The following is a 26189-nucleotide window of genomic DNA, read 5'->3' as shown; positions in this document are numbered from 1 at the left end:
GGCCCGAGCCTTGTTCGATCGGCTTGTCCGGGTGTGGCGAACCGTCACTTTCCTCCAACAGGGCGCGGTTACGCCTCCGTCTCCGCCACCGCGACCACCTCCGGGCGGCCCCGCCGGCCGTCCAGTGTGACGAGCACCGCCGTCGTGGTGGCGAGGACCGCCAGCGCCGGCAGGGCCGGGACGAGCCCGACGAGCGGACCCGCCGCGAGGCAGCACACGCCGCCGACGGCCAGGGCGGTCGGCCGCCGGCCCGTCGTGCGCAGCACGATCGCGGCGGCGCCGAGCAGGAACACGCCGACGCCCCCGGTCAGGGACCAGGCGACGACCCCGTGCAGCGGCTCCGCGAGACCGTAGTGGCCGGTGTCGGCGACCTGCTGGAGGACCTTTTTCATGCCGAGCGCGCAGAGCACGACGCCCGCGACGAGCGGCAGGTGCAGGAAGGTGTACACGTCCCGGGCGAAGCGGGTCCGGTCGTCGCCGTCCAGCCCGCCGAGCCGGTGCTCGGCGGGCTCGCCGAGCTGCCGGAAGTACAGCCGCCACAGCCCGGCCGCGAGCAGCAGCCCGGCGGCCGAGGCGCCGAGGACGGCGAAGGTGAGCGGGAAGCCGGAGACGCCGACGCCCATCGCCACGATGGACTCGCCGAGCGCGATGATCACGATCAGGCCGTGGCGCTCGGCGAAGTGCCCGGGGGAGTTGACCCGCCAGCCGGAGGAGCCGGTGACGTAGATGCCGCCGTAGTCGACGGCCACCGCGCCGAGCCACAGCAGGAGTTGGACCCGGCCGCTGTACGCGCTGCCGATCAGCAGCAGCACGAGCGGCGGCAGCACGGACATCAGCGCCGTACGGCGCAGGGTGGCGCGCAGCACCGCGTCCCCGGGGCTGGAGACCCAGTACGAGGTCAGGTGCAGGACGCGCACCACGCCGTAGCAGACGACGAACACCAGAGGGGCCGAGAGCCCGCCGGGCTCGTCCGCGAAGACCTCCGGCACGGCGAGCGACACGATGAGGACGACGGCCATGACGGTGACGAGGACGGCGAACACCCCACCGGAGTCGGCCCGTACGACATTCCCCAGCCAGGCGAAGCAGCACCAGCACCACCAGAGCAGCGCGAGCACGACCATCCCGCCGACCACCCCCAGAGGTGAGGGTCGCGCCGCCATCAGGGCGGTCACCTGCGTGATCGCGTACACGAACACCAGGTCGAAGAAGAGCTCCGCGGGCGTCACCCGGTGATCGTCACCGGTGGCCACGACGAGAGCCCGTTCCCTGTTCCACGCCATGCGCTGTCTCCCCCTCCGGGAGACCGGTTCCGGCCACCCGGAGGCGAAGACTACTCACGCCACGGGCACGACGACACGGCTGTCCGGAGTCCGGCATTACCTCTCACGTAATCGACCCCGCCCGGACCGCGCGGCATGCTCATGAACACCGGAACCCGGGCGGCGCACTCCGCTCGGGCTCCGGACCCACCACCAGCTCGAACGTCCCCCATGGAGGGTGATCCGCCATGTCCCAGGCCCTGTTCGCCGGCCTCGCCCGCACCACCCGCCCCCAGACCGCGCTGCGCCGCTTCCTCGCCCTCGACGCCGTCGTCACCGGCGCCAACGGACTCGCCTACCTGACGGCCTCCGGCCCCCTCGGCGAGCTCCTCGGCATCGACGCGGCCCTCCTGCTCGAACTCGGCGTCCTGCTCACCGCGTACGCCGCCGGCGTCGCCTGGCTCGCGAGCCGCCCCCAGCCCCCGGCCCTCGGCGTCAAGCTCGTCGTCGACGTCAACGCCCTCTGGGCCGTCCTGAGCATCGTCGCCCTCTTCGCCTGGCTGGAGCCGACCACCGCGGGCCTCCTGTGGACACCGATGCAGGCGGCCACCGTCGCCGGGTTCGCCCTGCTCCAGTGGACCGCCCTGCGAGCCGTCCCGGCTACTCGCTGACCGCCGCCGCCAGGGACTGGAGGTACGCGACCGTCTCCGCGTCGGCCGGGAGCAGCGTCTCGATGGCCAGCTCGGCGACGGTCACGTCCATCGGCGTGTTGAACGTCGAGATCGACGACACGAACGACAGGACCCGCCCGTCGTGCTCGATCCGCATCGGCAGCGCGATGTACGGATACGGCTCCGCGTCCGGCGCGCTCTCCTCCTCCGCGCCCGGCGGCAGCGGATACGCCGCCACCTCCTCGTACAGCTCGCGCAGCGCCTCCGACCGGGCCAGCGCGATCTGCCGCTCCATCTGCGCCAGCAGATGCCCCCGCCACTCCCGCAGGTTCCGGATCCGCGGCGCCAGGCCCTCCGGGTGGAGGGTGAGCCGCATCGCGTTCAGCGGCGGGGCCAGCAGATGCTCCGGCAGACCGCCGAGCAGCAGCCCGATGCCCCGATTGGCCGCCACCACCGTGTACGAGCCGTCCACCACGAACGCCGGATACGGCTCGTACCCCTGCAACAGCCGCTCGATGCCCTCCCGCAGCACCTCCAGGTGCGGGGCGCCGAGCGGCGACTCCGTGTACCGGGGGGCGTAACCGGCGGCGAGCAGCAGCGCGTTCCGCTCCCGCACCGGCACGTCCAGGTGCTCCGCTAGCCTGAGGATCATCTCCTCGCTCGGCCGGGAACGGCCCGTCTCCACGAAGGAGATGTGCCGCGCCGAGGAATCGGCCCGCAGCGCGAGCTCCAGCTGACTCAGCCGCCGCTGCTCGCGCCATCCGCGCAACAGCGGCCCTACCCCCGTGTCGCTCACGACAGTTGTCATGGCCAGACGGTATCCCAGAGGGGGACCCGGGTAGCTTCCCCGGGGGACCCCGTCCCGCACCGCGCACCACCCCATCGGAGGGAGCACCACCGTGCCCACACAGCCGCTGTCGCAGAAGGAGATCGAGGACCGACTGCGGGAGCTCCCCGGGTGGTCCGTCGAGAGCGACCGTCTCCTCCGCACCTACCGGCTCGGCGACCACTTCGCCGCGACCGCCCTCGTCGTGCACGTGGCCCGGATCCAGCAGGAGCTCGACCACCACTCCGACCTGACCCTCGGCTACAACACCGTGGCCCTGTCCGTGAACACCCACTCCGCCGGCGGGACCGTCACCGAGAAGGACTTCCAGCTCGCCGAACGCGTGGAGGGAATCGCCCCCGGCCACGGCGCCGACTGACCCGCCGGTCCCTTCCCTTCCCTCCGTAGGATCACCGGCATGGCGGACACCATGCTCGACTACGAGGCCGAGGCGGCGCACTACGACCGGACCCGCGGCGGCGTGCCCCGCGCCGAGGCCGCCGCCGAGGCCGTGCTGCGCCTCGTGCCGCCCGGCGCGCGTACGCTCCTCGACCTCGCCTGCGGCACCGGCCTCGTCACCGAGCGCCTCACCAGGACCGGGCTGCTCGTGTACGGGGCCGACGCCGCCCACGCGATGCTGCGGACGGCCACCGGGCGCCTGCCGGGACGCACCGTCCGCGCCGACGCCCGGCGGCTGCCGCTGCCCGACGCCTCCCTGGACGCGGTATCCGCCGTCTGGCTGCTGCACCTCGTCCCCTTCGCGCCGGAGATCGTCGCCGAGGCCGCCCGCGTCCTGCGCCCCGGCGGTGTCCTCATCGCCACCGTCGACAAGGACGCCGCCCACGACGTCGGCAGCGACATCGACGAGATCCTCCGCCCCCACCGCTCGGAGTCCGGCGCCACCGACCGCTCGGACCTGATCACCCGGCACGCCGCCGCCCACGGCCTCGACCCCGCCCCCGGCACCGTCTTCGCCGGCCACGGCCAGGGCGGGACCCCGCGCGACACCGTACGGAAACTGCGCAGCGGCTACTTCGCCTCCTGGTTCGACGGCGACACCGTGTCCGTCGACGCGCTCGCCGCCGCCCTCACGGCCCTCCCGGACCAGGATCGCCCCCGTGACGACCCTCGCTACCGGCTGGCCCGCTTCGTCAGGCGCGGCTGAACTCCATCACCCAGTTCGTCACCCACGCGGGGCCGTTGCCGGGCCCGTCACCGGGGTCGCCGCCGGCGTCCCTGCCGTCGCCGTCCGCCGGCGCGAAGGCCTGCTCCCAGCGGGCCGCGTCCGCGCCGATCCCCGACCAGCGGAACCGCACCCGGACCGGACGGCCCGCATACGTGTCCGTCCCGTGGAAGGTGCCCGTACCGTCCTCCGCGAACCGGCCCCTGACCGGCGGGTCGAGCCTCCCCGTGGCGCTGTTGGACCAGTTCAGCGTCCACTCACCGGTCTCCGGCTCGTACAGCCGCAGCGTCAGGCCGCTGAAGCCCTTCGACGGGAACACGATCTCGTCGGCGTGCGCGCGGCCGTTCCAGAAGAGCCGTCCCGTCGTGTGCCCGTCGAACTCCTCCCAGCCGCTATCCGGGTCGAGGAAGTCCCCGAGCCACCGGTTGCGGACGTTCCATTCCCCGTCGAGGAAGTCGAAGCCCCGGTGCTTCTCCTGCGTCTCCTGCGTCTCCTGCTTGTCCCGCTGTTCCGTGAACGTCATGGCCGGACTGTACGAGGCCTTCACTGACACCTTCTGTCAGTGAAGGCCGGCGATCTTCGTGGGGGTCCGCTCAGGACTTCGGACCGCCCCAGGTGTCCGCCGCGAACGCGGCGAACGAGCGGGGCTCGCGCCCCAGGACCCGCTTCACCCCGTCCGTCGCCGAGGCGTTGTGGCCGTCGAGGAGCGTCGCGAACAGGCCCGCGAGCCACTCGGCCTCCGGCGCCGGGAGCCCGAACCCCGTGAGGAGCCCGGCGTACTCCGCCTCCGGCATCGCCTCGTAGACCACCGGGCGACCCGATACGCGCGCGATCTCCGCGGCCACCTCCGCGAAGGACACCGGCTCCGGCCCCGTCACCTCGTGCACCCGCCCCGCGTGCCCGTCCGCCGTCAGGGTCTCGACGACCACGTCCGCCAGGTCGTCCGCGTCGATGAACGGTTCGCGCGTGTCACCCGCGGGGAAGACAAGCGTCCCCTCCGCGACGCCCTCCGCGAGCAGTCCCTCGGAGAAGTTCTGGTTGAAGAACGAGGCCCGTACGACGGCCAGTTCCACCCCGACGGCCGCCTCCCGCAGCGCCTCCTCCGCCACGACCCCCTCGGGCTCCCCGCGCCCGGACAGCACGGTCATCCGCCGTACGCCGTTCTCCCGGGCGAGGCGGCCGAACTCCCGCATCGCCTCGATCGCGCCCGGGGCGGCGAGGTCCGGGTAGTAGGCCACGTACGCGGAGTCCACGCCCCGCAGCGCCGGACCCCAGGTCTCCGGGTCCTCCCAGTCGAAGGGGGTCGATCCGGTACGGGACCCGGCGCGGACCGCCACCCCGCGCGCCGCGAGCCGCTCGGCCACGCGCCGCCCGGTCTTGCCGGTGGCGCTCGTCACCAGGATCGTCCGCGGCGTGGCGTTCGTGTCGTCCGTGGCGTTCATGTCGCTCGTCGTGTTCGTGTGTGTCGTCATGGCTCAAGACTCCCGCCCACGGCCCCCGCCGCCCATGCTCCGCAGTCTCACACCCCTACGCCTGCGTCTCACGTGCGGTACGGCAGCAGGGCCCGGACCGCGCGTCGCGGTCCGGGCCCTGCCCCGTGCGGTGCCGCCCTCGCGGCGGCGGTGCGTCAGCTCTGGGCGGTGTCGTCGCCCGCCTGCCCGGCGCCCCCGGCTGCGGCCGCCTTCTCGCGCATCTTGCGCACCAGCTCCGCCTTGCGGTCAGCGGCATTCTGGCGGTCGAGGTTGCGGTGCGGACCGTTGTTCTGCCGTTCGGCGCGGGACAGCTTCTTGCGCTGGCCGCCGCCCTGGCCCACGGGGTTGTTGATGTTCTTGCTGTCGGTCACGGGTTCTCCCGGTCATGATGTGAAGTGGTCTACGGATTCATCTGTGAGGGACAGGCGGCGACGTCGATGAACGTCAGCAGAGGCCCATCACGCTCTCACTCGTGAATCGGCGCCTGGAAGAACATGACAAAGACGTTACCCGGTCCCGTCGGCCCCGCAGACCAACCTTGTCGCGGCCCCGGTGCCGGCCGGGCCTTCGCCGCTCCCTGATCCGGCCTGATCGACAAGGCACCCCCTACGCTTGCCGACCATGGACGCACTCGCCGGACTGCTCGACGGGCCCCGCGCCAGGGGCGCCTTCCTCCTGCGCATGATCATGGATCCGCCGTGGTCCGTGCGCATCGAGGACGGCGCCGCGATATGCCTGATGTGCGTCACCGAGGGCGAGGCCTGGCTCGTCCCCGACACCGGCGAACCCGTCCTACTGAAGCCCGGCGACCTCGCCATGGCCCGCGGCCCCGAGCCGTACACCGTCGGCGACGCCCCCGACGCCCCGCCCCGCGCCGTGATCGGCCCGGACGGCGCCTGCACCACCCTCGCCGGGGAGCCGCTCGCCGAGACCATGCGGCTCGGCGTCCGCACCTGGGGCAACGCCCCCGCCGGCCGCAACACGGTCCTCGTCGGCACCTACCGGATGGACGGCGAGGTCGGCCGCCGGCTGCTGGACGCCCTGCCAGGGCTGCTGCACCTGCCCGCCGACGCGTGGAACTGCCCCCTCATGCCCTTCCTCGGGGAGGAGATCGCCCGCGACGAACCCGGCCAGAGCGCCGTCCTCGACCGGGTCCTCGACCTGATGCTCATCGCCGGCGTCCGTGCCTGGTTCTCCCGGCCGGGAGCCCAGCCGCCCGCCTGGTACCAGGCCATGGGCGATCCGGTCGTCGGCCGGGCGCTGCGGCTGCTCCAGAACGACCCCGCCCACCCGTGGACCGTCGCCTCGCTCGCGGCCAAGTCGGGCGTGTCCCGAGCCGCGCTCGCCCGCCGCTTCGCCGAGCTCGTCGGCGAGACCCCGATGGCGTACCTCACGGGCTGGCGGCTCGCACTCGCCGCCGACCTTCTGCGCGAGACGGACACCACCGTCGAGGCGGTCGCCCGGCAGGTCGGCTACAGCGGCGCGTTCGCCCTGAGCGCAGCCTTCAAGCGGGTACGGGGCCTCAGCCCGCAGGAGCACCGCGCACGGAGCTGAGCGGAGCGCGCGTCGACTCGATGCGACTCGACTCGGCCTGGTGCTCTTTGCCGGACCGGCAACATTTCTCGCGCATTTTGCCGCCCCGCCGCACCCTGGAACGATGAGTCAGCACCGCGCATCCCACCCCGGCCACGGGCAGAACCACGACCACGGCCAGAACCACGGTCACGGGCCCGGCCACCAGCCCGGCCACGACCACGGCAGCGCCCCTCTGGACTGGAACCAGCTGGCTTCGCACCTGGAGCGGCAGGCCGAGATCGCGAGCTCCGCCTACGCCGAGGCCGCCGCCTGGCTCGGCACCCTCGCCCCGGTCTACGGCGTCCGGCGCGTCCTCGACATCGGCAGCGGCCCCGGCGTCGTCACCGGTCTGCTCGCGGAGGCCTTCCCGGCCGCCGAGACCGTCGCCGTCGACGGCACCCCCGAACTCCTCGCACGGGCCCGCGACCGCGCCGAGGCCCGGGGTCTCGGCGCCCGGGTCTCCACCCTCCACGCCGAACTCCCCGAGGCCATCGGCTCCCTCGGCGAGGCCGACCTCGTCTGGGCGGGAAACTCCCTGCACCACATCGGCGACCAGCGGGCCGCGCTCGCGGAGTTCGCCGGCATCCTGCGTCCCGGCGGCCTGATCGCGCTCGTCGAGGGCGGCCTGCCCACCCGCCACCTGCCCTGGCACATCGGCATCGGCCGACCGGGCCTCGAAGCCCGCCTCGACGCCGCCCACGCCGACTCGTTCGGCGAGATGCGCGCCGGACTGCCCGGCTCCGTCGACGAGCCGGACGACTGGCGGGCGCTCCTCGCCTCCGCCGGCCTCACCCCCGCCGGCACCCGCACCTTCCTCACGGACGTCCCCGCGCCCGTCTCCCCGGTCGTGCGGGAGCTGGCCGTCTCGCACTACCAGCGGCTGCGCGAGGGCTTCGGCGACCGGATCGACCCGGACGACCTCACGACGCTCGACCGGCTCCTCGACCCGGCCGACGAGAGGTCCCTGCACCACCGCACGGACCTCTTCCACCTCACGGCCCGGACCGTCCACACCGCCCGCAAGGGCTGACGGCCGGCCCGGGCCGCGACGTCAGGACACCGGCTCCAACCGCCACCACTGGGAAGGGGAGTCGGTGTCCTCCCACTGGCGTACGGACGCACCGGCCTCCCGCGAGTCGTCCGCGACCTCCAGGAACAGCCCGCTGACGAAGCTCACGAGGGCCACCGTGCCCGGCGACTGGAGGTCCTGCTCGATGATCCACTCCTGCGCGCCGAAGTTGTTCGGCTTCCACTGCTGGATCAGCGCACCGTTCTCCGTGGACGCGTTCATGACGTCGAGCCGCTTGCCGCTGGCCGCGTTGACCAGGTGGTAGAGGCCGCCGCCGTTCGGCACGGGCGTGACGTGCCAGTGCTGCCCTGGGGTCCCGCTCTCGGCACCCTGCTGCGCCTTGGCACCGCTGCGGCCCGACCCCTCGAAGATCTCCATCAGCAGCCCGCTCGCCACGTTCCGTACCCGGTAGAGGCCTTCCTCGACGGGCCCCGGGGCACCACTCACGGTTCGTTCCCCTTCTCTCACGCGCCGACTTCTCTCACGCGCCGACGTGGAACTCGGCCGGGTCCGGCCCGATGCGGCGGTTCTCGTCGAGGGCGGCGATCGCCGCCAGGTCCTCCGGGTCGAGCGTGAAGTCGAAGACGTCGATGTTCTCGCGGATGCGCGAGGGGGTCACCGACTTCGGGATGACGACGTTTCCCAGCTGGAGGTGCCAGCGCAGCACCACCTGGGCCGGCGTCCGCTCGTGCTTCCGCGCGATCGCCACGATCGCCGGAACCTCCAGGAGCCCCTTGCCCTGACCGAGCGGCGACCACGCCTCCGTCGCGATGCCGTGCCGGGCGTGCGTCTCGCGCGAGGCCGTCTGCTGGAGCTGCGGGTGGAGCTCGATCTGGTTGACGGCGGGCACGACGGACGTCTCGCCGATCAGCCGCTCCAGGTGCTCGGGAAGGAAGTTCGAGACGCCGATCGCCCGCGCCCGCCCGTCCGCATGGATCTTCTCGAGGGCCCGGTACGTGTCGACGTACGCGTCCTTCGACGGCAGCGGCCAGTGGATCAGGTACAGGTCGACGTGGTCGAGGCCCAGCTTGTCGAGCGAGGCGTCGAAGGCGCGCATCGTCGCGTCGTAACCCTGATCGCTGTTCCACAGCTTCGTGGTGACGAACAGCTCCTCGCGCGGGATTCCCGAGGCGGCCACGGCCTGCCCGGTGCCCCGCTCGTTCTGGTAGATCGCGGCCGTGTCGATCGAGCGGTAGCCGGCCTCCAGGGCGGTGGCCACGGCCGTCGCGGCCTCGTCGTCCGGCACCTGCCACACGCCGAAGCCCAGCTGCGGCATCGCCACGCCGTTGTTCAGGGTGCGGGAAGGGACCTTGTTGTCCGTGCTCACGTGCGCTCGGTCCTCACATCGTCGGGGGTAATCCCCTGTACAACGATCTCAGTCCTCCTCGCATTCCGCGGCGTCCGGAGAGGCGCCCGGAGAGTCGTCCGGAGAGGCGTCCGGAGACGTGGCCGGAGAGGTGCCCGGCGACGTGCCGAGATACGCCTCCCGTACGGCCGGGTCGGCCCGTACCTCGGACGCCGTTCCCTCGGCCAGGACGCGGCCGAGGTCCAGGACCACGACGCGCGAGCACAGCTCCATCACGAAGGGCACGTTGTGCTCGACGAGCAGCACCGCGCAGTTCTCCTCCTCGGCCATGTGGCGGACGACGGCGGCGAGTCGGCGGCGCTCGTCGGCGGTCGTCCCGGAGGCGGGTTCGTCGAGGAGGAGCACGCGAGGAGGGTCGGCGAGGGCCCGGGCGAGCTCGACCATGCGGGCCTGCCCGACCGGCAGCGCGCCGGCGTACGCGTCCGTGAGCGCGTCGAGCCCGCACTCGCGGAGCACCGCGGCGGCCCGCTCGCGGTGGCGTCGCGTACCCGGCCGCAGCCCGCCCCGCCAGTCCTGGGCCACCACCAGGTTGTCGGTCACCGTCAGCTGTCCGAAGAGCTGCTGGCGCTGGAAGGTCCGGCGGATGCCGTGCCGGGCCCGCCACACGGGGGAGCGGCGGGTGATGTCCTCCTCCGCGAACGTGATGTGCCCGCCGTCGGGCCGCCGGATCCCGGACAGGACGTCGAACAGCGTGGTCTTGCCCGCGCCGTTCGGCCCGATGAGGCCGCAGATCTCTCCGGGGCGTACGGAGATCGTCACGTCCCGCAGGGCGTGGACGCCGCCGAAGCGGACGTCGACCCCGGCGGCGTGGAGCATCGCGCGTGTCATCGGCGGACTCCCGTTCCCAGATAGGCCTCGGCGAGCCGGTCCGTGTCCACCTCGGACCGCGGCCCGGACCAGGCGATCTCGCCCTGTGAGAGGTACGCGACGGTGTCGGCGATACCGAGCACCTCGGCCGCCTTCTCCTCGACGAGGAGCAGCGCCGTGCCGCTCGCCCGCAGTTCGGTGAGGAGGCGGAAGACCTCGTCCACGACGCGCGGCGCGAGTCCGAGGGAGGGTTCGTCGGCGACGAGGACGGTGGGCGGGCGCTGGAGCAGCGGGGCGAGCGCGAGGAGCTGCTGTTCGCCGCCGGAGAGGGAGCCGGCGGCTACGGAGCGGCGGGCCGCGAGCGCGGGAAAACGCGCGTACACGGCGTCGCGGTCGTCGGGCGTGGGAAGTTGCAGGGCCAGGTTCTCCTCGATGGAGAGTCCGGCGAAGATCCCCCGCCCCTCGGGCGCGAGCCGTACCCCGCGCCGGGCCCGCAGGACGGTGTCGTCCCCGGTGGCGTCCCGGCCCCCCACGTGGAGGTGTCCGGCGGACGGCCGGAGCAGGCCGGCGGCCACCCGGCACAGGGTCGACTTCCCGGCCCCGTTGGGCCCGAGCAGCACGAGCACCTCCCCGCCGCGGACCTCCAGATCGACCCCGTGCACCACCGCCGCGCCCCCGTACCCGGCCCGCACGCCGCACAACGCGAGCGCGGGCGTCCCGGAGCCGGGCCCCGCCTCCGCCTCGCTCCGCGGGCGGACGACCGTGGCTCCGGCGGGCACCGGCGTCGGGGCCCGACCCTGCACGGGCAGCGGCGCCGACGCGCTCCCCCGTACCGCCGCCGTCCCCCGTACCGCCGTCGTCCCCCGCGCGGCCCGTGCCGCCCGTCGCGAGGGCAGCGCCGCGCAGTACCCGTCCGGGTCGTTGGCGAGGGCCAGACCCGCCAGACCGAACAGGATCACCGGCAGATGCGCGGACTCCGTCACGTACGTCGCCATCAGATGCGGGACCACCGCGAAGGCCAGCCCCGCCACCACCGCGAACTGCGGACGCCGTACCCCCGCGGCGACCACGACGGCCAGCCACACCAGACCCGTCATCGCCGTGAAGTCCGTCGCCGTGATCCGCGTGTTGTACGAGGCGTACAGCACGCCCCCGAAGCCGGCGAGGCCCGCCGACACCGTGAAGACCAGGAGCTTCGTGCGGACGACCGACACCCCGGAGGCAGCGGCGGCCTCCGGCGCCGACCGGACCGCGAGGACCGCCCGGCCCCACCGGGAGCCGCGCAGCCAGGTCAGCAGGCACACGACCGCCCCGGACAGCAGGACCAGCGCGACCCCGAGGGCACGGTCGTCGGCGAGGTCCACCGGGCCGAGGACGGGGCGCGGGATCTCCCACCCCGTGTCCCCGTTGCGCAACCACCCCACCTGGAACAGCACCTGGTCCGCCAGGAACGCGAGGGCCAGGGTGGCGAGCGCCAGCGACCGGCCGCCGAGCCGCAGCGCGGGCAGCGCGACCACCGCGCCGAGCAGCGCCGCCGCGGCCGTACCGACCGCCGCCGCGGCCACGAACGGCCAGCCGTGACTCATCAGGAGCCCCGCCACCAGCGCCGCTCCCGTCACGAACGTCGCCTGGGCGAGCGACACCATCGCACCGAGGCCGGTGACCACCGTGAACGACATGAAGACGAGCCCGATCGCGAGGCCCTGCGCGAGGATGCCGGACCAGAACGGTGTGGTGACCGTGTAGAAGGCGGTGGCGAGGAGGACGCCCGCGACGACCCACGCGCCCCATCTGCGGCCCCAGCGCTTCCCGGCGAGATAGTCGACCGGCGGCGGATCCGCGGCGGCCGTGCCCGCCGCGCGCCCGCGCCGCGCCAGGACGACGAGGCCGCCGAAGAGGATCAGGAACGGCACCGCCGTACGGAACCCGGTGATGTCCTCGGCGAACGACGCGTACCCCGCCACCAGGTTCTGCAGCACCCCGAGTCCGAGCCCGCCCGCGAACGCGAGCGGCACGGAGAGGAAGCGGCCGAGCACCGCCGCGGTCGCGGAGACGAACAGGAACAGCGTGTAGTCGTGCGCGGAGAGGCCGAGGAGCGGGGTCGCGAGGACCCCGGCGAGGCCCGCGAGGCCCGACGACAGCATCCACGCGATCGAGGACAGCCGGTCCGCGCTGATGCCCCGCAGCTCCGTCAGCGAGCGGTTGTCCACGGCCGCCCTCAGCTGGAGCCCGAGACGCGTGTGCCGCATCAGCACCCACAGCCCGGCCGCCACGAGCGCCGTCGCGACCCAGGTGATCAGCTGGTCGGAGTCGATGCCGACGCCGTCGAGGGGCTGCCAGGACACCGCGGGGCTCGGTCCGACACCCGGCAGCCCGAACTGGTTCTCGGCCGGCTGGACCGGGGCACCGGCCCGCTCCAGGAGCTCGACCGCCCACAACCCCGCCGCGGGCAGCGCGACAAGGAGGCCGATCGTGGCCACGATCTGCGCCGTCTCGCCGACCCGGGCCAGCTTGCGGAACATCAGCCGGTCCAGGCCCCAGCCGAGCGCCGGCGCGACGACGCAGACGAGCAGGAGCGCCGTCGGCACGGCGGGCCAGCCGAAGCCGGAGTGGAGCTCGTAGAAGGCGAGCGCGCACAGGTAGGCGGTGGCTCCGTGCGCGAAGTTGAAGAGCCCGGAGGCGGAGTACGAAAGGACGAGCCCGGTCGCGAGCAGCGCGTACAGCGCGCCCGAGACCAGACCGCTCAGTACGAAGCCCAGCAGGTCACCCACGGTGAGGCGTCCTCATCCGAAGGGGATCGGCGGATAGCACTTGAACGGCACGGCCACTTCGTAGCGTCCGTTCTTCAGCCGGACGAGCGCACCGCAGCCGAAGCTCTCCTTCTGCCCCTTGGGCTCGGCCCGGTCGCCGACGAGCGTGCCCGTGTCGGAGAAGCCGTCGGCCGCCTTCTGGAAGGACTCGACGGTCAGGTCCTTGCCCGCCTTCGCGGCGATGGACAGGAAGAGGTCGGCCGACATGTAGCCGGTCATCATGTGCATGTTGAGCGGCACGTCCTTCCCGCCCGCAGCCTTTTTGATGTCCGCCTTGAACTGCGTCATGGCGGGGCTGTCCGCCTCGAACGGCTGGAACTGCAGCAGCACATGGACCCCGTCGAGGGCCTGACGCGTCGCGTCCTTCGCGAGCAGCCCGGGGTCGTAGTCGGTCGGGTCGGAGATGACGCCCTTGTAGCCGGACCGCTTGAGGGCGGTGAACAGGCCGATGTTGTACGGGGTCTGCATCACGGAGACGACGGCGTCGGGCGCGCGGCCGCCCGGGCCCGAGCGGAGGATCTCCTTCGTGTACGCCGACCAGTCGCTGGGCATGGAGGTCGCGGGCACCGCGGCCTTGGCGTACGCGACATGGAAGCCGGCCGCCTTGAAGCCCTGGGTGAAGGTACGCATGCCGAACTTGCCCGCGTCGTTGTCGCCGGCGATCAGCGCGACCGACTTGCCGCGCGCGCCGCCGAGGACGGTGGCGAGCCCCTCCGGCCAGGTCTGGTTGAGGGTGCCGCCCGGGGTCGGGACGAGGCAGCCGTTGAAGCCGTAGAGGTACTTCGGGCCGCAGAACGAGGGGAGCGTGCCCCAGCCGACGGTGGGGACCTTCTGGCCGTCGAGGAAGTCGGCTCCGGCGAAGGTGACCGAGCTCATGGGGGAGACGGCGAAGACCTTGTCCTGCTGGACGAGTTTGCGGGCCGCCGCCAGGTTCCTGGCCGGGTCCTGGCCGTCGTCCTCGGCGCCCAGGTAGTCGATCCTGCGGCCGTTGACCCCGCCCTCGGCGTTGGCCCGGTCGTAGCGCGCCTTGGCGCCGAGATCGGTGTCCTTCTTGGAGTAGCCGCTCGCGGTGGTCATGGAGACGATGCCGCCGACCTTGATCGCGTCGGCGGTGACTCCGCGTGCGGAGCCGCCGGGGGAGCCGGGCTTCTCCGAAGCCCCACCGGTCGAGGCCGAGTTGCAGGCTGTGGCGAGGAGCAGTGCCGCTGCTGCGGCGGCGAGGGTGCGGATCGGTCGCAGGGTGCGGGTCGGTCGCAACACGGTCGGTCGTCCCTCCGTCGGGTGACCGCATTCTGTGACCGGGCTGATGAACCGTCAATAACTGACGCAACGTCAATTGATGATGCGTCAGGAACTTGCGGCCTCTGCTCCGGTCAGCCGTACAGCGCCTCGACCTCCGCCGCGTACGCCCGCTCGATCGCCTTCCGCTTCAGCTTCAGCGACGGCGTCAGCAGCCCGTGCTCCTCGCTGAACGGATGCGCCAGGATCCGGAACGTACGGATCGACTCCGCCTGCGAGACCAGCGTGTTGGCCGCCACCACACCCCGCCGGATCTCCGTCTCCAGCGACGGATCGCGCACCAGCTCGGCCGGCGAGAGCGGCGCCCGCCCCTGCATCGCCAGCCAGTGTTCCACCGCCTCCTGATCGATCGTCACCAGCGCCGCGATGTACGGCCGGTCGTTGCCGACCACGATGCACTGCGCGATCAGCGGATGCGCCCGCACCCGCTCCTCCAGGCCCGTCGGCGCGACGCTCTTGCCGCCCGAGGTCACCAGGATCTCCTTCTTCCGCCCGGTGATCGTCAGATAGCCGTCCTCGTCGAGCGAGCCCAGGTCGCCGGTGGCGAGCCAGCCGTCGTTGAGGACGGCCGAGGTCGACCGCGGATCGTTGAGATACCCGGAGAAGACCTGCCCGCCGTGCAGCCACACCTCCCCGTCCTCCGCGATGTGCACCGTCGTCCCCGGGACCGGCTGCCCGACCGTGCCGTACCGGGTCCGCTCCGGCGGGTTCGCGGTGGCCGCCGCCGACGACTCCGTCAGCCCGTACCCCTCGAAGACCGTGATCCCGGCGCCCGCGAAGAACAGACCCTGCCGGCGGTCCATCGCCGAACCACCCGACATCGCGTGCCGCATCCGCCCGCCCAGCGCGGCCCGGATCTTCCCGTACACCGTCTTCTCGAAGAACTGGTGCTGCACGCGCAGCGCCGCCGACGGCCCCGGGCCCGTGCCGAACGCCTTCTGCTCCAGCGCCTCCGCGTACGCGACCGCCACCTCCACGGCCTTGTCGAAGGGAGCCGCCCGCCCGTCGCTCTCCGCCTTGCGCCGGGCCGCGTGGAAGACCTTCTCGAAGACGTACGGAACGGCGAGGACGAAACTCGGCCGGAACGCCGCCAGATCCGGCAGCAGCTCCGCGGCCGCCATCACCGGCTGGTGCCCGAGCTTCACCCCGGCCCGGACCGCCGCCACCTCCACCATCCGCCCGAAGACGTGCGCCAGCGGCAGGAACAGCAGGGTCGACGCCTGCTCCCCGGGCCGGGACCGGAAGACCGGGTCCCAGCGGCCGGTCAGCATGTCCGACTCGAACATGAAGTTGGCGTGGGTGATCACACAGCCCTTCGGGCGGCCCGTCGTCCCCGAGGTGTAGATGACCGTGGCCACCGACTCGGGCGTCACCGCCCGCCGGTGCCGCTGCACGACGTCCTCGTCGATCTCCGCGCCGGCCGCCGTCAGCTCGGCCACCGCTCCCGCCCCCGAGTCCAGCTGCCACAGCCGCTGCAGCCGGGGGAGCCGGTCGATCACCGACCCGATGGTCATCGCGTGGTCCTCGTGCTCCACCACGCACGCCGTGACCTCGGCGTCGTGCAGCATCCAGAAGACCTGCTCGGCGGAGGACGTCGGATATACCGGCACGGGCTGCGCGCCCAGCGTCCACAGCGCGAAGTCGAAGAGCGTCCACTCGTAGCGCGTACGGGACATGATCGCGACCCGGTCGCCGAACCGCACACCCTGCGCGATCAGCCCCTTGGCGAGCCCGAGGACCTCGTCCCGGAACCGCGCGGCCGTCACGTCCCGCCACTCCCCGTCCCGGCCCTTGCGGCCGAACGCGACCCGGTCCGGATCGGCCAGGGCGTGATCGAACACGGCGTCCGCCAGACCGCCGACCTGAGGCGCCGCCGCGACGGGCGGCACGGTGAACTCGCGCACTGGCCTGCTCCTCCCTCGACGGCTCGACGGCTCGACGGCTCCGTCGGCTCCGTCGACTCGACGGCTCCGCGACCCGGTGGCTCGGTGGCTGAAAAGGACCGCTGTCGCGCTCCGTACGGCGCGGGTGACGGTACCCCACCCGTCTGCCCGGCGGGAGGGCCTTCACCAAGCCGGGACATTCCGCGTTCCCACAGGTCAGAGCGGGTGGGAGGGTCAAGTCGCGGGTGCGGCGGGTGGGTTGCGGACCGCTCGGTACGTCCACCCGGCGCGAATCTCCACGGAATCTGTACCCGCTGCGCACGGAGGCTCTCCGAGACCCCGGCTCAGCGCGGCCCGGCCCGCAGCTCGGCACGGCCCGGCCGGCAGCTCAGCGCGGCCGGTGCAGGCGGTCGCCGCCCGCCAGGATCGCCTCCGCCAGCGCGTCCGCCGCCTCCTGCGCCGCCCCGCCCCGCCGCCCCCGGAGCAGGACGAACCCGACCTCGCCCAGCTCCGGAAGCCCCGCCCGGGCCGACACCGGAACAAGCCCCTCCGGCACCAGGCCCCGCGTATGCGCCATCACCCCGAGCCCCGCCCGGGCCGCCGCGACGTTCGCGCTCAGGCTGGAACTCGTACACGCGACCCGCCACGCCCGGCCCTGCGCCTGCAACGCCTCAAGCGCCCGCGCCCGCGTGATCCCCGGCGGCGGGAACAGGATGAGCGGCACCGGCCGGTCCGGCTCGACCCGCAGCCCCGGCGCCCCGATCCAGATCAGGGCGTCCTGCCACACGAGCCGCCCCTCGCTCTCCACACCCTCACCCTCCCCGCCACGCCGCTTCGCCAGGATCAGATCCAGCCGGCCGGCCGCCAGCCGCGCCTGGAGCGTCCCCGAAAGCTCGACCGTCAGCTCCATATCGACCTCGGGATGCTCGCGCCGGAAGGACTCCAGGATCTCCGGCAGCCGGGTCGTCACGAAGTCCTCCGACGCCCCGAAACGCAGCCGCCCCCGCAGCCGCGTCCCCCCGAAGAACGCCGCCGCCCGCTCGTGCGCCTGGAGGATCGCCCGCGCGAAACCGAGCATCGCCTCGCCGTCCTCCGTCAGCTCCACGCTGTGCGTGTCCCGCGAGAAGAGAGGACGCCCCGTCGCCTCCTCCAGACGCCGGACGTGCTGGCTGACCGTCGACTGCCGCACGCCGAGCCGGCGCGCGGCCTGCGTGAAACTCAGCGTCTGGGCCACGGCGAGAAACGTGCGGAGCTGCGTCGGTTCGTACACGGGAACGACGGTACGCCTCTCTCATCATGAACCGCGATGACAGTCAGAGCGCTGTACGGGATTCCCGATCACCGCCCTCCGGACCAGGATGGAAGCACCCCGCACTCCACAGAGCTGAAGCCCATGAACCGCCGCACGCCCCGCCACACCCCGCGCCTGCCGTCCTGGCTCCCCGTCGACGCGTACATCCTGGCGCTGCTCGGCACCGTCGCCCTCGCCGCGCTCCTCCCCGCCTCCGGAACCGCCGCCACCGTCGCCGAAGGCGCGTCGACCGGGGCCGTGGCGCTGCTCTTCTTCCTCTACGGGGCCCGCCTCTCCACCCGCGAGGCACTCGACGGCCTCCGGCACTGGCGCCTCCACCTCACCGTCCTCGGCAGCACCTTCCTGCTCTTCCCGCTCCTCGGGCTCGCCGCACGCGGCCTCGTACCCACCGTGCTCACCCCGCAGCTCTACAGCGGACTGCTCTTCCTCTGCCTCGTGCCCTCCACCATCCAGTCCTCCATCACCTTCACCGCGATCGCCCGCGGCAACGTCCCCGCCGCGATCTGCGCGGGCTCCTTCTCCTCCCTCGCCGGCATCGTCCTGACCCCGCTCCTCGCGGCCCTCCTCCTCGGCGGCAGCACGGCCCTCGGCGGCAGCACGGGCGGCCTCTCCGCCGACGCCCTCCTCAAGATCGTGCTCCAGCTCCTCGCGCCCTTCCTGGCCGGGCAGCTCCTGCGCCCCTGGGTGGGCGGCTTCCTCGTCCGCCACAAGAAGGCCCTCGGACACGTCGACCGGAGCTCGATCCTCCTCGTCGTCTACACCGCCTTCAGCCAGGGCATGGTCGCCGGCGTCTGGCACCTGGTGACCCCCGCGCGCCTCGGGCTGCTCCTCGCCGTCGAGGCCGTCCTGCTCGCCGCGATGCTGGCACTGACCTGGTACGGAGCGAAGCGCCTCGGCTTCGACCGGGCCGACCGCGTCGCCATCCAGTTCGCCGGCTCGAAGAAGAGCCTCGCCGCCGGACTGCCGATGGCCAGCGTCCTCTTCGGCGCACACGCCTCGCTCGCCGTACTCCCGCTGATGCTCTTCCACCAGATGCAGCTGATGGTCTGCGCGGTCATCGCCAAGCGCCGCTCCCACGACCCGGCCGCCCCGGTCCCGGCCGCCTCCACCCCGCTCCGCGCACCCATCGGCCGGATCACACCCCCACCCGCCCCACGATGATCATCCGGGCCGCTACGGTGCTCCCATGCCCTCACTCGATCCCGGCCGCACCGCGCTCGTCCTCGTCGACCTGATGGAGCGCATCGTCGCGCTGCCCCTCGCCCCCCGCCCCGGCACCGACGTCCTCGCCGCCGCGGCCCGGCTCGCCGACACCTTCCGGGACGCCGGAGCACCCGTCGTCCACATCCGCGTCGAACGGCCGAACGTCGCCACCCAGCCGCCCGGCAGCGAACTCGTCCCGGACCTCGTCCAGGACGACGACCACGTCGTCGTCAAGCGCACCATCGGCGGATTCCACGACACCGGACTCCACGAACTGCTCACGGGATCCGGCGCCACCACCCTCGTCCTCGGCGGCATCGCCACGAACCTCGGCGTCGAGTCCACCGCCCGCGCCGCCTGCGACCTCGGCTACGACCTCGTCTTCGCCGAGGACGCCATGACCGCCCTCACCGCCGACGAACACCGGGCCTCCGTCGAGCTCGACTTCCCCCGCCTCGGCACCGTCGCACCCGTATCGGCGATCACCCTGGACGGCCCCGCGTGACACCCGTCCCGATACGGTACGGGGCCCGCCCCTGCTCCCTCGTCGTCTGCCGGGGCTGCTGCTGCGGCGACGCCCGCAAGAACCCCGGCACCGACCACGACGCCCAGCTCACCCGGCTCCGCGAGGCCGCCGCGGCCTCCGGCGGCCGCCTGGCCGTCCGTACGAGCGACTGCCTCGGCCCCTGCGCCCAGGCCAATATCGTCGTCGTCCAGCCCTCCACCGAGGGTCGCCGGCGCGGCGGCCGGGCCGCCTGGATCGGCTTCACCCTCGACGAGGACTGCCTCGACGACATCCTCGCCTGGACGGCGGCCGGCGGCCCGGGCATCGCGAAGCCCCCGGCCACCCTCACCCTCCAGATGATCGACCCGCCGAAGAACTGAGTACCCCACCCACACCGGTGTCGCACGCGGGATGTGGGGCGGGGTCATCGGGCGATCGGGGTGGCGCCGGTCGCGGCGACGGACAGGTCCCACAGCCGTGCGGCCGCATCCTGAGCGATGGCGTACGCGCGGACTCCGCCCTCGTCCATGTGAGCGTCAGGAGCGGAGACGCCGGCGATGTCGCAGTCCTCCAGGTAGAGGCCGCCGAGGCCGTCGAGGAGGGGGGACGTAGCGGCCCACAGGCCGGTGGCGGCGCCCTGAGCCGGGGTCTTGAAGTCGGCGCCGATCACCTTGCCGTGCTCGTCCACCCACCCCCGGTCGATCTGCTCCTGGAGTGTCATCTCCCGCTGCAGCCCGGTGATGATCTTGCCTGGGTGGAGCGCGAACGCGCGGACGCCGTCACCGCGGCCGAGGGCGTCGAGGTGCACGGCGAAGAGGGCGTTGGCGGTCTTGGCCTGGCCGTAGGCCAGCCACTTGTCGTAGCCGGTACGGAAGTGGGGGTCGTGCCAGCGAATGTCGGTCAGCGTGTGGCCGGCGGAGCTGTTGACCACGACGCGGGCACTCCCGGCGGCGGCCAGGAGCGGATAGAGCTCACAGACGAGAGTGAAGTGTCCGAAATGGTTGGCGGCGAGCTGGCTCTCGCAGCCGGGCCCCACGTGTCGTTCGGGGGTGGCCATGACTCCGGCGACGGCCATGAGCAGGTCGATCTTGGCCAGGGAGCCGCTGATCCGTGCGGCGGCGGCGCGCACACTGCCGAGGTCTGCCAGATCCATGGGGGCGACCTCGCAGCCCTCCACGTCCGCGAGGGCGGCGCGGGCGATGTCGGGTCGACGCGCGGGGACGAGGACCCGGGCCCCGGCGGCTGCCAGGGCGCGGGTGGTCTCCAAACCGAGTCCGGAGTAGCCCCCGGTCACGACGGCGCTCGTGCCGGAGAGGTCAAGGCCGGCGGTGATGTCCCGGGCGGTGCTGGCGGCGGAGAAGGGCGAGCCGAGCGGCTGCTGATCAGTGCTGGTCATGCTCACGACGCTACGATCTGGAGTGAGGTCTAGATCAAGTCCTAGGCTGTGGCGCATGGCAACCATCGAGACTTCTGCGGAGCCACTGGCCATCGGCGAGGTGGCCGAGCGGACCGGACTCACCGTGCACGCTCTGCGCTTCTACGAGCGCGAGGGCCTGCTGGTCGGACCGATCCAGCGCACCGCCGGCGGTCGGCGGCGGTACACCACCCTCGATGTCGACTGGCTCCTGATCTGCGTCAAGCTACGGGAATCCGGGATGCCGTTGGCCGACCTCAAGCGGTTCGCCGAGCTCGTGCGGCACGGCCAGGGCAACGAGGCGGAACGCCTGCGACTCCTCGATGCCCACCGGCAGCGCGTCGACGCCCGGATCCAGGCTCTGGAGGATTGCCGATCCCTCATCACCTGGAAGGTCGGCGTCTACGCCGAACACCTCGCCCGCGGCGAGGCCGACGGACTCTGGGCCCCGACGCCCTGAGCCCCCCACCCAGGGCCTGTCCGGCGGATCATGGCCGCGGTCGCTACACGGCGATCCGGTGCTCGCCCGCGTACACGTTCATGTCCGGCCCGCGCAGGAAGCCGACCAGCGTCAGACCCGTCTCGGCGGCCAGGTCCACCGCGAGCGAGGACGGCGCCGACACCGCCGCGAGCACCGGAATCCCCGCCATCACCGCCTTCTGCGCCAGCTCGAACGAAGCCCGCCCCGACACCAGCAGCACCGCCCGCTCCAGCGGCAGCAGCCCCTCCCGCAGCGCCCGCCCCACCAGCTTGTCCACGGCGTTGTGCCGGCCCACGTCCTCCTTCACGTCCAGCAGCTCGCCGTCCTCCGTGAACAGCGCCGCCGCGTGCAGCCCGCCCGTCGAGTCGAAGACCCGCTGCGCGGCCCGCAACCGCTCGGGCAGGAGCGACAGCAGCGCGGGAGCGAGCCGTACGGGGGGAGTGTCGGCGATCGGGAAGCGCGCCGTGGTGCGTACCGCGTCCAGGCTGGCCTTCCCGCACAGCCCGCACGACGACGTCGTGTAGACGTTCCGCTCCAGACTGATGTCGGGGACGACCACGTCCGGCGCCAGCTGCACGTCCACCACGTTGTACGTGTTCCGGCCGTCGTCCGTGGCCCCGGCGCAGTACACGATGTTCCGTACGTCCGAGGCGGCGGCGAGAACACCCTCGCTGACGAGGAAGCCCGCCGCGAGCGCGAAGTCGTCCCCCGGGGTGCGCATCGTGATGGCGATCGGCTTGCCGTTCAGCCGGATCTCCAGCGGCTCCTCGGCCACCAGGGTGTCGGGCCGCGTGTTCACCGCCCCGCCGCGGATCCGCATGACACGCCGCCGCTCGGTGACCCGTCCCATCGTGATCGCACTCGATTCTCTCGTGTGGAAGGCCGTGGGGCCGCGAAAACGCGACGGAATCGGCCCTGACGGGGCCATTCTCCGTCACCGGGGCCCCGTGCCCCACCGGGGTCCTTGTCATGGTCGGCCAAGCGGTACGGGTGAATGTTGGTGGTTTACGTCACCTGTTACCCATGAGTCGCTGGCAAGACTGGGGGGTCCTGCCGGACGAACGAACCACCGAGGGGGTCCCGGTATGACGGGCACTCGCATTGCCGCGCTCGGGCACTACCAGCCTGCCAAGGTGCTCACCAACCACGACCTCGCGAAACTGGTCGACACCGACGACGCGTGGATCACCAGCCGGGTCGGCATCCGCACCCGGCACGTCGCCGGGCCGGACGAGCCCGTCGACGAGCTCGCCGCCCACGCCGCGGGCAAGGCCCTGGCCGCCGCCGGGCTCACGCCGGACGACATCGACCTCGTCCTCGTCGCCACCTCCACCGCGATCGACCGCTCGCCCAACACGGCCGCCCGCGTCGCCAACCGCCTCGGCATGCCCTCGCCCGCGACCATGGACCTGAACGTGGTCTGCGCCGGCTTCACGCACGCCCTGGCCACCGCCGACCACGCCGTACGGGCCGGGGGCGCCCGCCGGGTCCTGGTGATCGGCGCCGACAAGATGACCGAGGTGTGCGACTGGACGGACCGCACCACCTGCGTCCTCGTCGGCGACGGCGCGGGCGCCGCGATCGTCGAGGCCGTGGACGACGCCGATCCGGCCGACGCTCCCGGCATCGGCCCGGTCCTGTGGGGGTCGGTCCCGGAGATGGGCAACGCCGTCCGGATCGAGGGCACCCCGCCGCGCTTCGCCCAGGAGGGCCAGTCCGTCTACCGCTGGGCCACCCAGCAGCTGCCCGCGCTCGCCCGGAAGACCTGCGAGCGGTCCGGCATCGCCCCCGAGGAGCTCGCGGGCGTGGTGCTGCACCAGGCCAACCTGCGGATCATCGAACCGCTCGCGGCGAAGATCGGCGCCGTCAACGCGATCGTCGCCCGCGACGTCGTCGACTCCGGGAACACCTCCGCCGCCTCGATCCCGCTGGCCCTGGCCAAGCTCGTCGAGCGGGGCGAACTGCCCTCCGGCGCCCCGGTCCTGCTCTTCGGCTTCGGCGGCAACCTCTCGTACGCGGGGCAGGTCATCCGGGTTCCGTAAGGCGGGACGAACGGACGACGGGGCCCGCGGCCGACCGTGCCCCGTGCCCCGTTCGGCGGAGCCCGGTGGCGGCGCGCCGGGGGCGCACCTAGCTTCGATCGCGGTGAGGGTCGTCCAGTCCACGGGCGCGGAATCGCTCCGCCCCCGCACCCTCGCGTGATCGGGAGGACCGTCATGCGCGCGATACGTATCGCTTCCGCCGCCCTGCTCTCCGCCGCGGTCCTGGGGCTCGCGGCGGCGCCGACGGCCCTGGCGGCGGCGACGGCCCTGGCGGCACCGGCCGAGCCGGCCGCGCCGGCGGAAGAGAACGAACCGAACATCACGTCGTTCGGGTTCTCGGTCACCCCCGCGACGGTCGCCCCCGGCGGCACCGTCACCCTCACCTCCGACGGCTGCGAAGTGCCGTCCGTGACCGTCACCTCCGGTGTCTTCGACACGGTGACCCTGAGCGAGGGCCGGAGCGGCACCGCCACCGTCGACTTCGAGGCCAAGGCCGGCGCCCGCCACGAGATCACCTTCGACTGCAAGGGCGAGCGCGGCACCACGAGCCTCACGATCGCCCCGCCCGCCGGCCCGGGCCACGACACGGGGAACGTCACGGGACCCGACACGTCCCCCGGCGCCCACAAGGGCGTGAAGGCCGGCTTCGGCTCCGAGGCAGGGTCCGCCGACGAAGGACTCGGCGCCACCGAACTCGTCACCGGCGTCGTGCTGATCGCCGGAGCGCTCGGCGCCGCCGTCGTCCTGACCCGCCGCCGCGGCGCCGACGGCAGCGCCTGACACCGGCCGGAACCAGGGGGGCCCGAGACTGCCCCTCCGCCCCGGTGTGACGAGGACCGGGGCGGAGGGGCGCCAACACACCCACGCGGAGACGGAGGAGTACGGCCGTGCAGGGGTCGAACGAAGCGGGGACGCCAGGAACGGGGACGCGCGGAACGGGGACGCCAGGAACGGGGAGGCGCGGCGCCTGGGGCGTCATAGCCGTCGTCCTCCTGGTCGGCGTGCACCTCGTGCGCGGCGGCGCGGAGGAGCTCCGCGCCGAAGGCCCCCCGCAGCCCCTCGCCGTGGCCGCCCCCGCCGGCACCCGGGCGGCCGGTACCGCGCCGGTCACCGACTCCGTACCGGATCCGCTGCCCGCCTCGCCGCCCGTACGGGTCCGCGTCCCGGCGGTCCGGATCGACGCGCCGCTCACGGAGGTCGGCCTCGACGCGGACGGCTGGATCGAGGCCCCGCCCCCCGAGGACGACCACCTCGCGGGCTGGTTCACCGGCGCGGTCACCCCCGGCGAGCGCGGCACCGCCGTCGTCGTCGGCCATGTCGACACCCCGTCCGGCCGTGCCGTCTTCTACGACCTCGGCGCCCTCGGCAAGGGCCACCGCGTGGAAGTGGTCCGCCGTGACGGCCGGACCGCCGTCTTCGCCGTGTACGGGGTCGAGGTCGTCCCCAAGGACGGCTTCCCCGCCGCACGGGTCTACGGCGACTCCGGCCTCCCCGAGCTGCGGCTCATCACCTGCGGCGGCACCTTCACACGGGAGACCGGCTACGAGGGCAACGTGGTGGTCTCGGCCCGCCTGGTCGAGATCCGCTGACACCTCTCACCCTTCCTTCCTTCTTCCTGCCACACCCCTCCTTTGTCCCCATCGGGGAAAAAGTCTGCCCGGATTCCTGCGCGACTTCTTCCCACCCCGGAACCCCGCTGCTACGTTCCTGCCGAAAGCCCGAAGGAGAGCGTGCGACGAGAGGGAGGGGCGCGTGAGACGCATGACGGCACGACCCGCCAACCGGCATCAGGCGCGACTGCTCCGCCTGCTGCGCGACGGAGGTCCCAACTCCCGTGCGCAGCTGGGTGATCAGATCGATCTCTCCCGCTCCAAGCTCGCCGTCGAGGTCGACCGCCTCCTGGAGACGGGACTCGTCGTCGCCGACGGTCTCGCCGCCTCCCGGGGCGGCCGCCGCTCCCACAACATCCGACTCGCTCCCGAACTCCGCTTCCTCGGCATCGACATCGGCGCCACCTCCATCGATGTCGCCGTCACCAACGCCGAGTTGGAGGTGCTCGGCCACCTCAACCACCCCATGGACGTCCGCGAAGGGCCCGTCGCCGTCTTCGAACAGGCCCTGTCGATGGCGGCGAAGCTCCGAGACACGGGCATCGCGGAAGGCTTCGACGGCGCCGGGATCGGCGTCCCCGGACCCGTCCGCTTCCCCGAAGGCGTCCCGGTCGCCCCGCCGATCATGCCCGGCTGGGACGGCTTCCCCGTCAGGGAGGCCCTCAGCCAGGAACTCGGCTGCCCCGTCATGGTCGACAACGACGTGAACCTCATGGCCATGGGGGAGCAGCACGCGGGAGTCGCCCGCTCCGTCGGCGACTTCCTCTGCGTCAAGATCGGCACCGGCATCGGCTGCGGCATCGTCGTCGGCGGCGAGGTCTACCGCGGGACGACGGGCAGCGCCGGCGACATCGGCCACATCCAGGTCGACCCCGACGGCCGCGCCTGCGCCTGCGGCAACACGGGTTGCCTGGAAGCCCACTTCAGCGGCGCCGCCCTGGCCCGCGACGCCGAGGACGCGGCGCGCGGCGGCAGGTCGGAGGAGCTGGCGGCCCGCCTCGCGGCAGCCGGCCGGCTCACCGCGGTCGACGTCGCGGCGGCCGCCGCCGCGGGCGACGCCACCTCGCTCGCCCTCATCCGCGAGGGCGGAAACCGGGTCGGGCAGGTCATCGCCGGACTCGTCAGCTTCTTCAACCCCGGTCTGGTGGTGATCGGCGGCGGTGTCACCGGCCTCGGTCACAACCTCCTCGCCAGTGTCCGCACCCAGGTCTACCGGCAGTCCCTGCCCCTGGCCACCGGCAACCTCCCCATCGTCCTCGGAGAGCTCGGCCAGACCGCCGGAGTGACCGGCGCGGCCCGCCTCATCAGCGACCACCTCTTCTCACCGGCGTAGCCCGTCCGCGTAGCTCGCCGACTCCCCACGGTGTGTGCCCATCGGCCCGCACCGCCGGGCCCCACC

At 72.9% G+C, this 26189-nt stretch carries 27 protein-coding genes; 13 read left to right on the top strand and 14 right to left on the bottom strand.

Annotated features, from left to right (window positions below; genetic code table 11):
* Window positions 1-68: 68 nt before the first annotated feature.
* The gene (locus OG357_RS07150; protein WP_329620338.1) at window positions 69-1283 is read right to left on the bottom strand and encodes a low temperature requirement protein A; all 1215 of its coding nucleotides are present in this window, start codon (window positions 1281-1283) and stop codon (window positions 69-71) included.
* A gap of 227 nt (window positions 1284-1510) precedes the next feature.
* Here OG357_RS07150 and OG357_RS07145 point away from each other — a divergent pair, with 227 nt between their 5' ends.
* On the top strand, window positions 1511-1933 hold the full coding sequence (locus OG357_RS07145) for a hypothetical protein (protein ID WP_329620337.1): 423 nt from the start codon (window positions 1511-1513) through the stop codon (window positions 1931-1933).
* On the opposite strand, the gene OG357_RS07140 is transcribed toward OG357_RS07145, so the two are convergent.
* Entirely contained in the window at window positions 1923-2741 is an 819-nt protein-coding gene (locus OG357_RS07140) for a helix-turn-helix domain-containing protein (protein ID WP_329620336.1), read from the bottom strand. The genes OG357_RS07145 and OG357_RS07140 overlap by 11 nt on opposite strands.
* 91 nt (window positions 2742-2832) lie before the next feature.
* Between OG357_RS07140 and OG357_RS07135 the strand changes: the two genes are divergently transcribed.
* Both OG357_RS07135 and OG357_RS07130 read left to right on the top strand, forming a co-directional pair.
* A complete protein-coding gene (locus OG357_RS07135; protein WP_329620335.1) occupies window positions 2833-3138 on the top strand; it encodes a 4a-hydroxytetrahydrobiopterin dehydratase in 306 nt (101 codons plus the stop codon).
* A 51-nt stretch (window positions 3139-3189) separates the two neighbouring features.
* Complete coding sequence (locus OG357_RS07130) at window positions 3190-3924, top strand: class I SAM-dependent methyltransferase (protein WP_329625509.1); 735 nt, start codon at window positions 3190-3192, stop codon at window positions 3922-3924.
* Here the strand turns inward: OG357_RS07130 and OG357_RS07125 are convergent.
* The 3 genes from OG357_RS07125 to OG357_RS07115 form a co-directional block, all read right to left on the bottom strand.
* Window positions 3911-4465 carry a hypothetical protein gene (locus OG357_RS07125; protein ID WP_329620334.1) on the bottom strand — a complete coding sequence of 185 codons (555 nt, stop codon included), beginning with the start codon at window positions 4463-4465 and terminating at the stop codon, window positions 3911-3913. The two genes, OG357_RS07130 and OG357_RS07125, sit on opposite strands and share 14 nt — an antisense overlap.
* Window positions 4466-4535: 70 nt before the next feature.
* On the bottom strand, window positions 4536-5414 hold the full coding sequence (locus OG357_RS07120) for an NmrA family transcriptional regulator (RefSeq protein ID WP_329620333.1): 879 nt from the start codon (window positions 5412-5414) through the stop codon (window positions 4536-4538).
* 155 nt (window positions 5415-5569) lie between these two features.
* Window positions 5570-5785, bottom strand: a complete 216-nt coding sequence (locus OG357_RS07115) for a DUF6243 family protein (RefSeq protein WP_030146807.1) — start codon at window positions 5783-5785, stop codon at window positions 5570-5572.
* A 250-nt stretch (window positions 5786-6035) separates the two neighbouring features.
* On the opposite strand from OG357_RS07115, the gene OG357_RS07110 reads away from it, so the two are divergent.
* Both OG357_RS07110 and OG357_RS07105 read left to right on the top strand, forming a co-directional pair.
* Entirely contained in the window at window positions 6036-6968 is a 933-nt protein-coding gene (locus OG357_RS07110) for an AraC family transcriptional regulator (protein ID WP_329620332.1), read from the top strand.
* A gap of 103 nt (window positions 6969-7071) precedes the next feature.
* On the top strand, window positions 7072-8019 hold the full coding sequence (locus tag OG357_RS07105; protein WP_329620331.1) for a class I SAM-dependent methyltransferase: 948 nt from the start codon (window positions 7072-7074) through the stop codon (window positions 8017-8019).
* Window positions 8020-8040: 21 nt separating this feature from the next.
* Here the strand turns inward: OG357_RS07105 and OG357_RS07100 are convergent, their stop codons facing one another.
* The 7 genes from OG357_RS07100 to OG357_RS07070 all read right to left on the bottom strand — a co-directional run bounded on the left by OG357_RS07100 (window position 8041) and on the right by OG357_RS07070 (window position 17493).
* Entirely contained in the window at window positions 8041-8505 is a 465-nt protein-coding gene (locus tag OG357_RS07100) for an RICIN domain-containing protein (RefSeq protein WP_329620330.1), read from the bottom strand.
* A gap of 34 nt (window positions 8506-8539) precedes the next feature.
* Window positions 8540-9334 carry an aldo/keto reductase gene (locus OG357_RS07095; RefSeq protein ID WP_329625508.1) on the bottom strand — a complete coding sequence of 265 codons (795 nt, stop codon included), beginning with the start codon at window positions 9332-9334 and terminating at the stop codon, window positions 8540-8542.
* 99 nt (window positions 9335-9433) lie between these two features.
* Window positions 9434-10252 carry an ABC transporter ATP-binding protein gene (locus OG357_RS07090; RefSeq protein ID WP_329620329.1) on the bottom strand — a complete coding sequence of 273 codons (819 nt, stop codon included), beginning with the start codon at window positions 10250-10252 and terminating at the stop codon, window positions 9434-9436.
* The gene (locus tag OG357_RS07085) at window positions 10249-13002 is read right to left on the bottom strand and encodes an ABC transporter permease subunit (RefSeq protein WP_329620328.1); all 2754 of its coding nucleotides are present in this window, start codon (window positions 13000-13002) and stop codon (window positions 10249-10251) included. The genes OG357_RS07090 and OG357_RS07085 overlap by 4 nt, the downstream gene beginning before the upstream one ends.
* A gap of 12 nt (window positions 13003-13014) precedes the next feature.
* On the bottom strand, window positions 13015-14301 hold the full coding sequence (locus OG357_RS07080) for an ABC transporter substrate-binding protein (RefSeq protein WP_329620327.1): 1287 nt from the start codon (window positions 14299-14301) through the stop codon (window positions 13015-13017).
* Window positions 14302-14414: 113 nt separating this feature from the next.
* On the bottom strand, window positions 14415-16244 hold the full coding sequence (locus tag OG357_RS07075) for an AMP-dependent synthetase/ligase (protein ID WP_329620326.1): 1830 nt from the start codon (window positions 16242-16244) through the stop codon (window positions 14415-14417).
* A gap of 367 nt (window positions 16245-16611) precedes the next feature.
* Entirely contained in the window at window positions 16612-17493 is an 882-nt protein-coding gene (locus tag OG357_RS07070) for a LysR substrate-binding domain-containing protein (RefSeq protein ID WP_329620325.1), read from the bottom strand.
* Between the two features lie 123 nt (window positions 17494-17616).
* Between OG357_RS07070 and OG357_RS07065 the strand changes: the two genes are divergently transcribed.
* The 3 genes from OG357_RS07065 to OG357_RS07055 are packed head-to-tail and all read left to right on the top strand — an operon-like array spanning window position 17617 to window position 19623.
* Window positions 17617-18696: a bile acid:sodium symporter family protein gene (locus tag OG357_RS07065; RefSeq protein WP_329620324.1), complete on the top strand. Its 1080-nt coding sequence runs from the start codon at window positions 17617-17619 to the stop codon at window positions 18694-18696.
* Window positions 18697-18721: 25 nt separating this feature from the next.
* Window positions 18722-19243 carry an isochorismatase family protein gene (locus OG357_RS07060; RefSeq protein WP_329620323.1) on the top strand — a complete coding sequence of 174 codons (522 nt, stop codon included), beginning with the start codon at window positions 18722-18724 and terminating at the stop codon, window positions 19241-19243.
* Window positions 19240-19623: a hypothetical protein gene (locus tag OG357_RS07055; RefSeq protein ID WP_024761558.1), complete on the top strand. Its 384-nt coding sequence runs from the start codon at window positions 19240-19242 to the stop codon at window positions 19621-19623. The genes OG357_RS07060 and OG357_RS07055 overlap by 4 nt, the downstream gene beginning before the upstream one ends.
* Window positions 19624-19667: 44 nt before the next feature.
* On the opposite strand, the gene OG357_RS07050 is transcribed toward OG357_RS07055, so the two are convergent.
* Window positions 19668-20639: an oxidoreductase gene (locus OG357_RS07050; RefSeq protein ID WP_329620322.1), complete on the bottom strand. Its 972-nt coding sequence runs from the start codon at window positions 20637-20639 to the stop codon at window positions 19668-19670.
* Window positions 20640-20694: 55 nt separating this feature from the next.
* Between OG357_RS07050 and OG357_RS07045 the strand changes: the two genes are divergently transcribed.
* On the top strand, window positions 20695-21117 hold the full coding sequence (locus tag OG357_RS07045; protein WP_329620321.1) for a MerR family transcriptional regulator: 423 nt from the start codon (window positions 20695-20697) through the stop codon (window positions 21115-21117).
* A gap of 43 nt (window positions 21118-21160) precedes the next feature.
* Here OG357_RS07045 and fdhD read toward each other — a convergent pair whose 3' ends face one another.
* Window positions 21161-21988 (bottom strand): formate dehydrogenase accessory sulfurtransferase FdhD, encoded by an 828-nt coding sequence (gene fdhD, locus OG357_RS07040; RefSeq protein ID WP_329620320.1) that lies wholly within the window; start codon window positions 21986-21988, stop codon window positions 21161-21163.
* 235 nt (window positions 21989-22223) lie between these two features.
* Between fdhD and OG357_RS07035 the strand changes: the two genes are divergently transcribed.
* From OG357_RS07035 to OG357_RS07020, 4 genes are all read left to right on the top strand, one after another.
* Complete coding sequence (locus OG357_RS07035) at window positions 22224-23180, top strand: beta-ketoacyl-ACP synthase III (protein ID WP_329620319.1); 957 nt, start codon at window positions 22224-22226, stop codon at window positions 23178-23180.
* Window positions 23181-23354: 174 nt separating this feature from the next.
* Window positions 23355-23960: a hypothetical protein gene (locus OG357_RS07030; RefSeq protein ID WP_329620318.1), complete on the top strand. Its 606-nt coding sequence runs from the start codon at window positions 23355-23357 to the stop codon at window positions 23958-23960.
* Window positions 23961-24067: 107 nt separating this feature from the next.
* A complete protein-coding gene (locus tag OG357_RS07025) occupies window positions 24068-24769 on the top strand; it encodes a class F sortase (protein WP_329620317.1) in 702 nt (233 codons plus the stop codon).
* Window positions 24770-24941: 172 nt separating this feature from the next.
* Window positions 24942-26123, top strand: a complete 1182-nt coding sequence (locus OG357_RS07020) for an ROK family transcriptional regulator (RefSeq protein WP_329620316.1) — start codon at window positions 24942-24944, stop codon at window positions 26121-26123.
* Window positions 26124-26189 lie beyond the last annotated feature (66 nt).

The sequence above is a fragment of the Streptomyces sp. NBC_01255 genome (genome assembly GCF_036226445.1).
Taxonomy (GTDB): Bacteria; Actinomycetota; Actinomycetes; order Streptomycetales; family Streptomycetaceae; genus Streptomyces.
The sequence above is the reverse complement of the archived record's forward strand: the minus strand, read 5'-3'. Positions and strand labels throughout refer to the sequence as shown.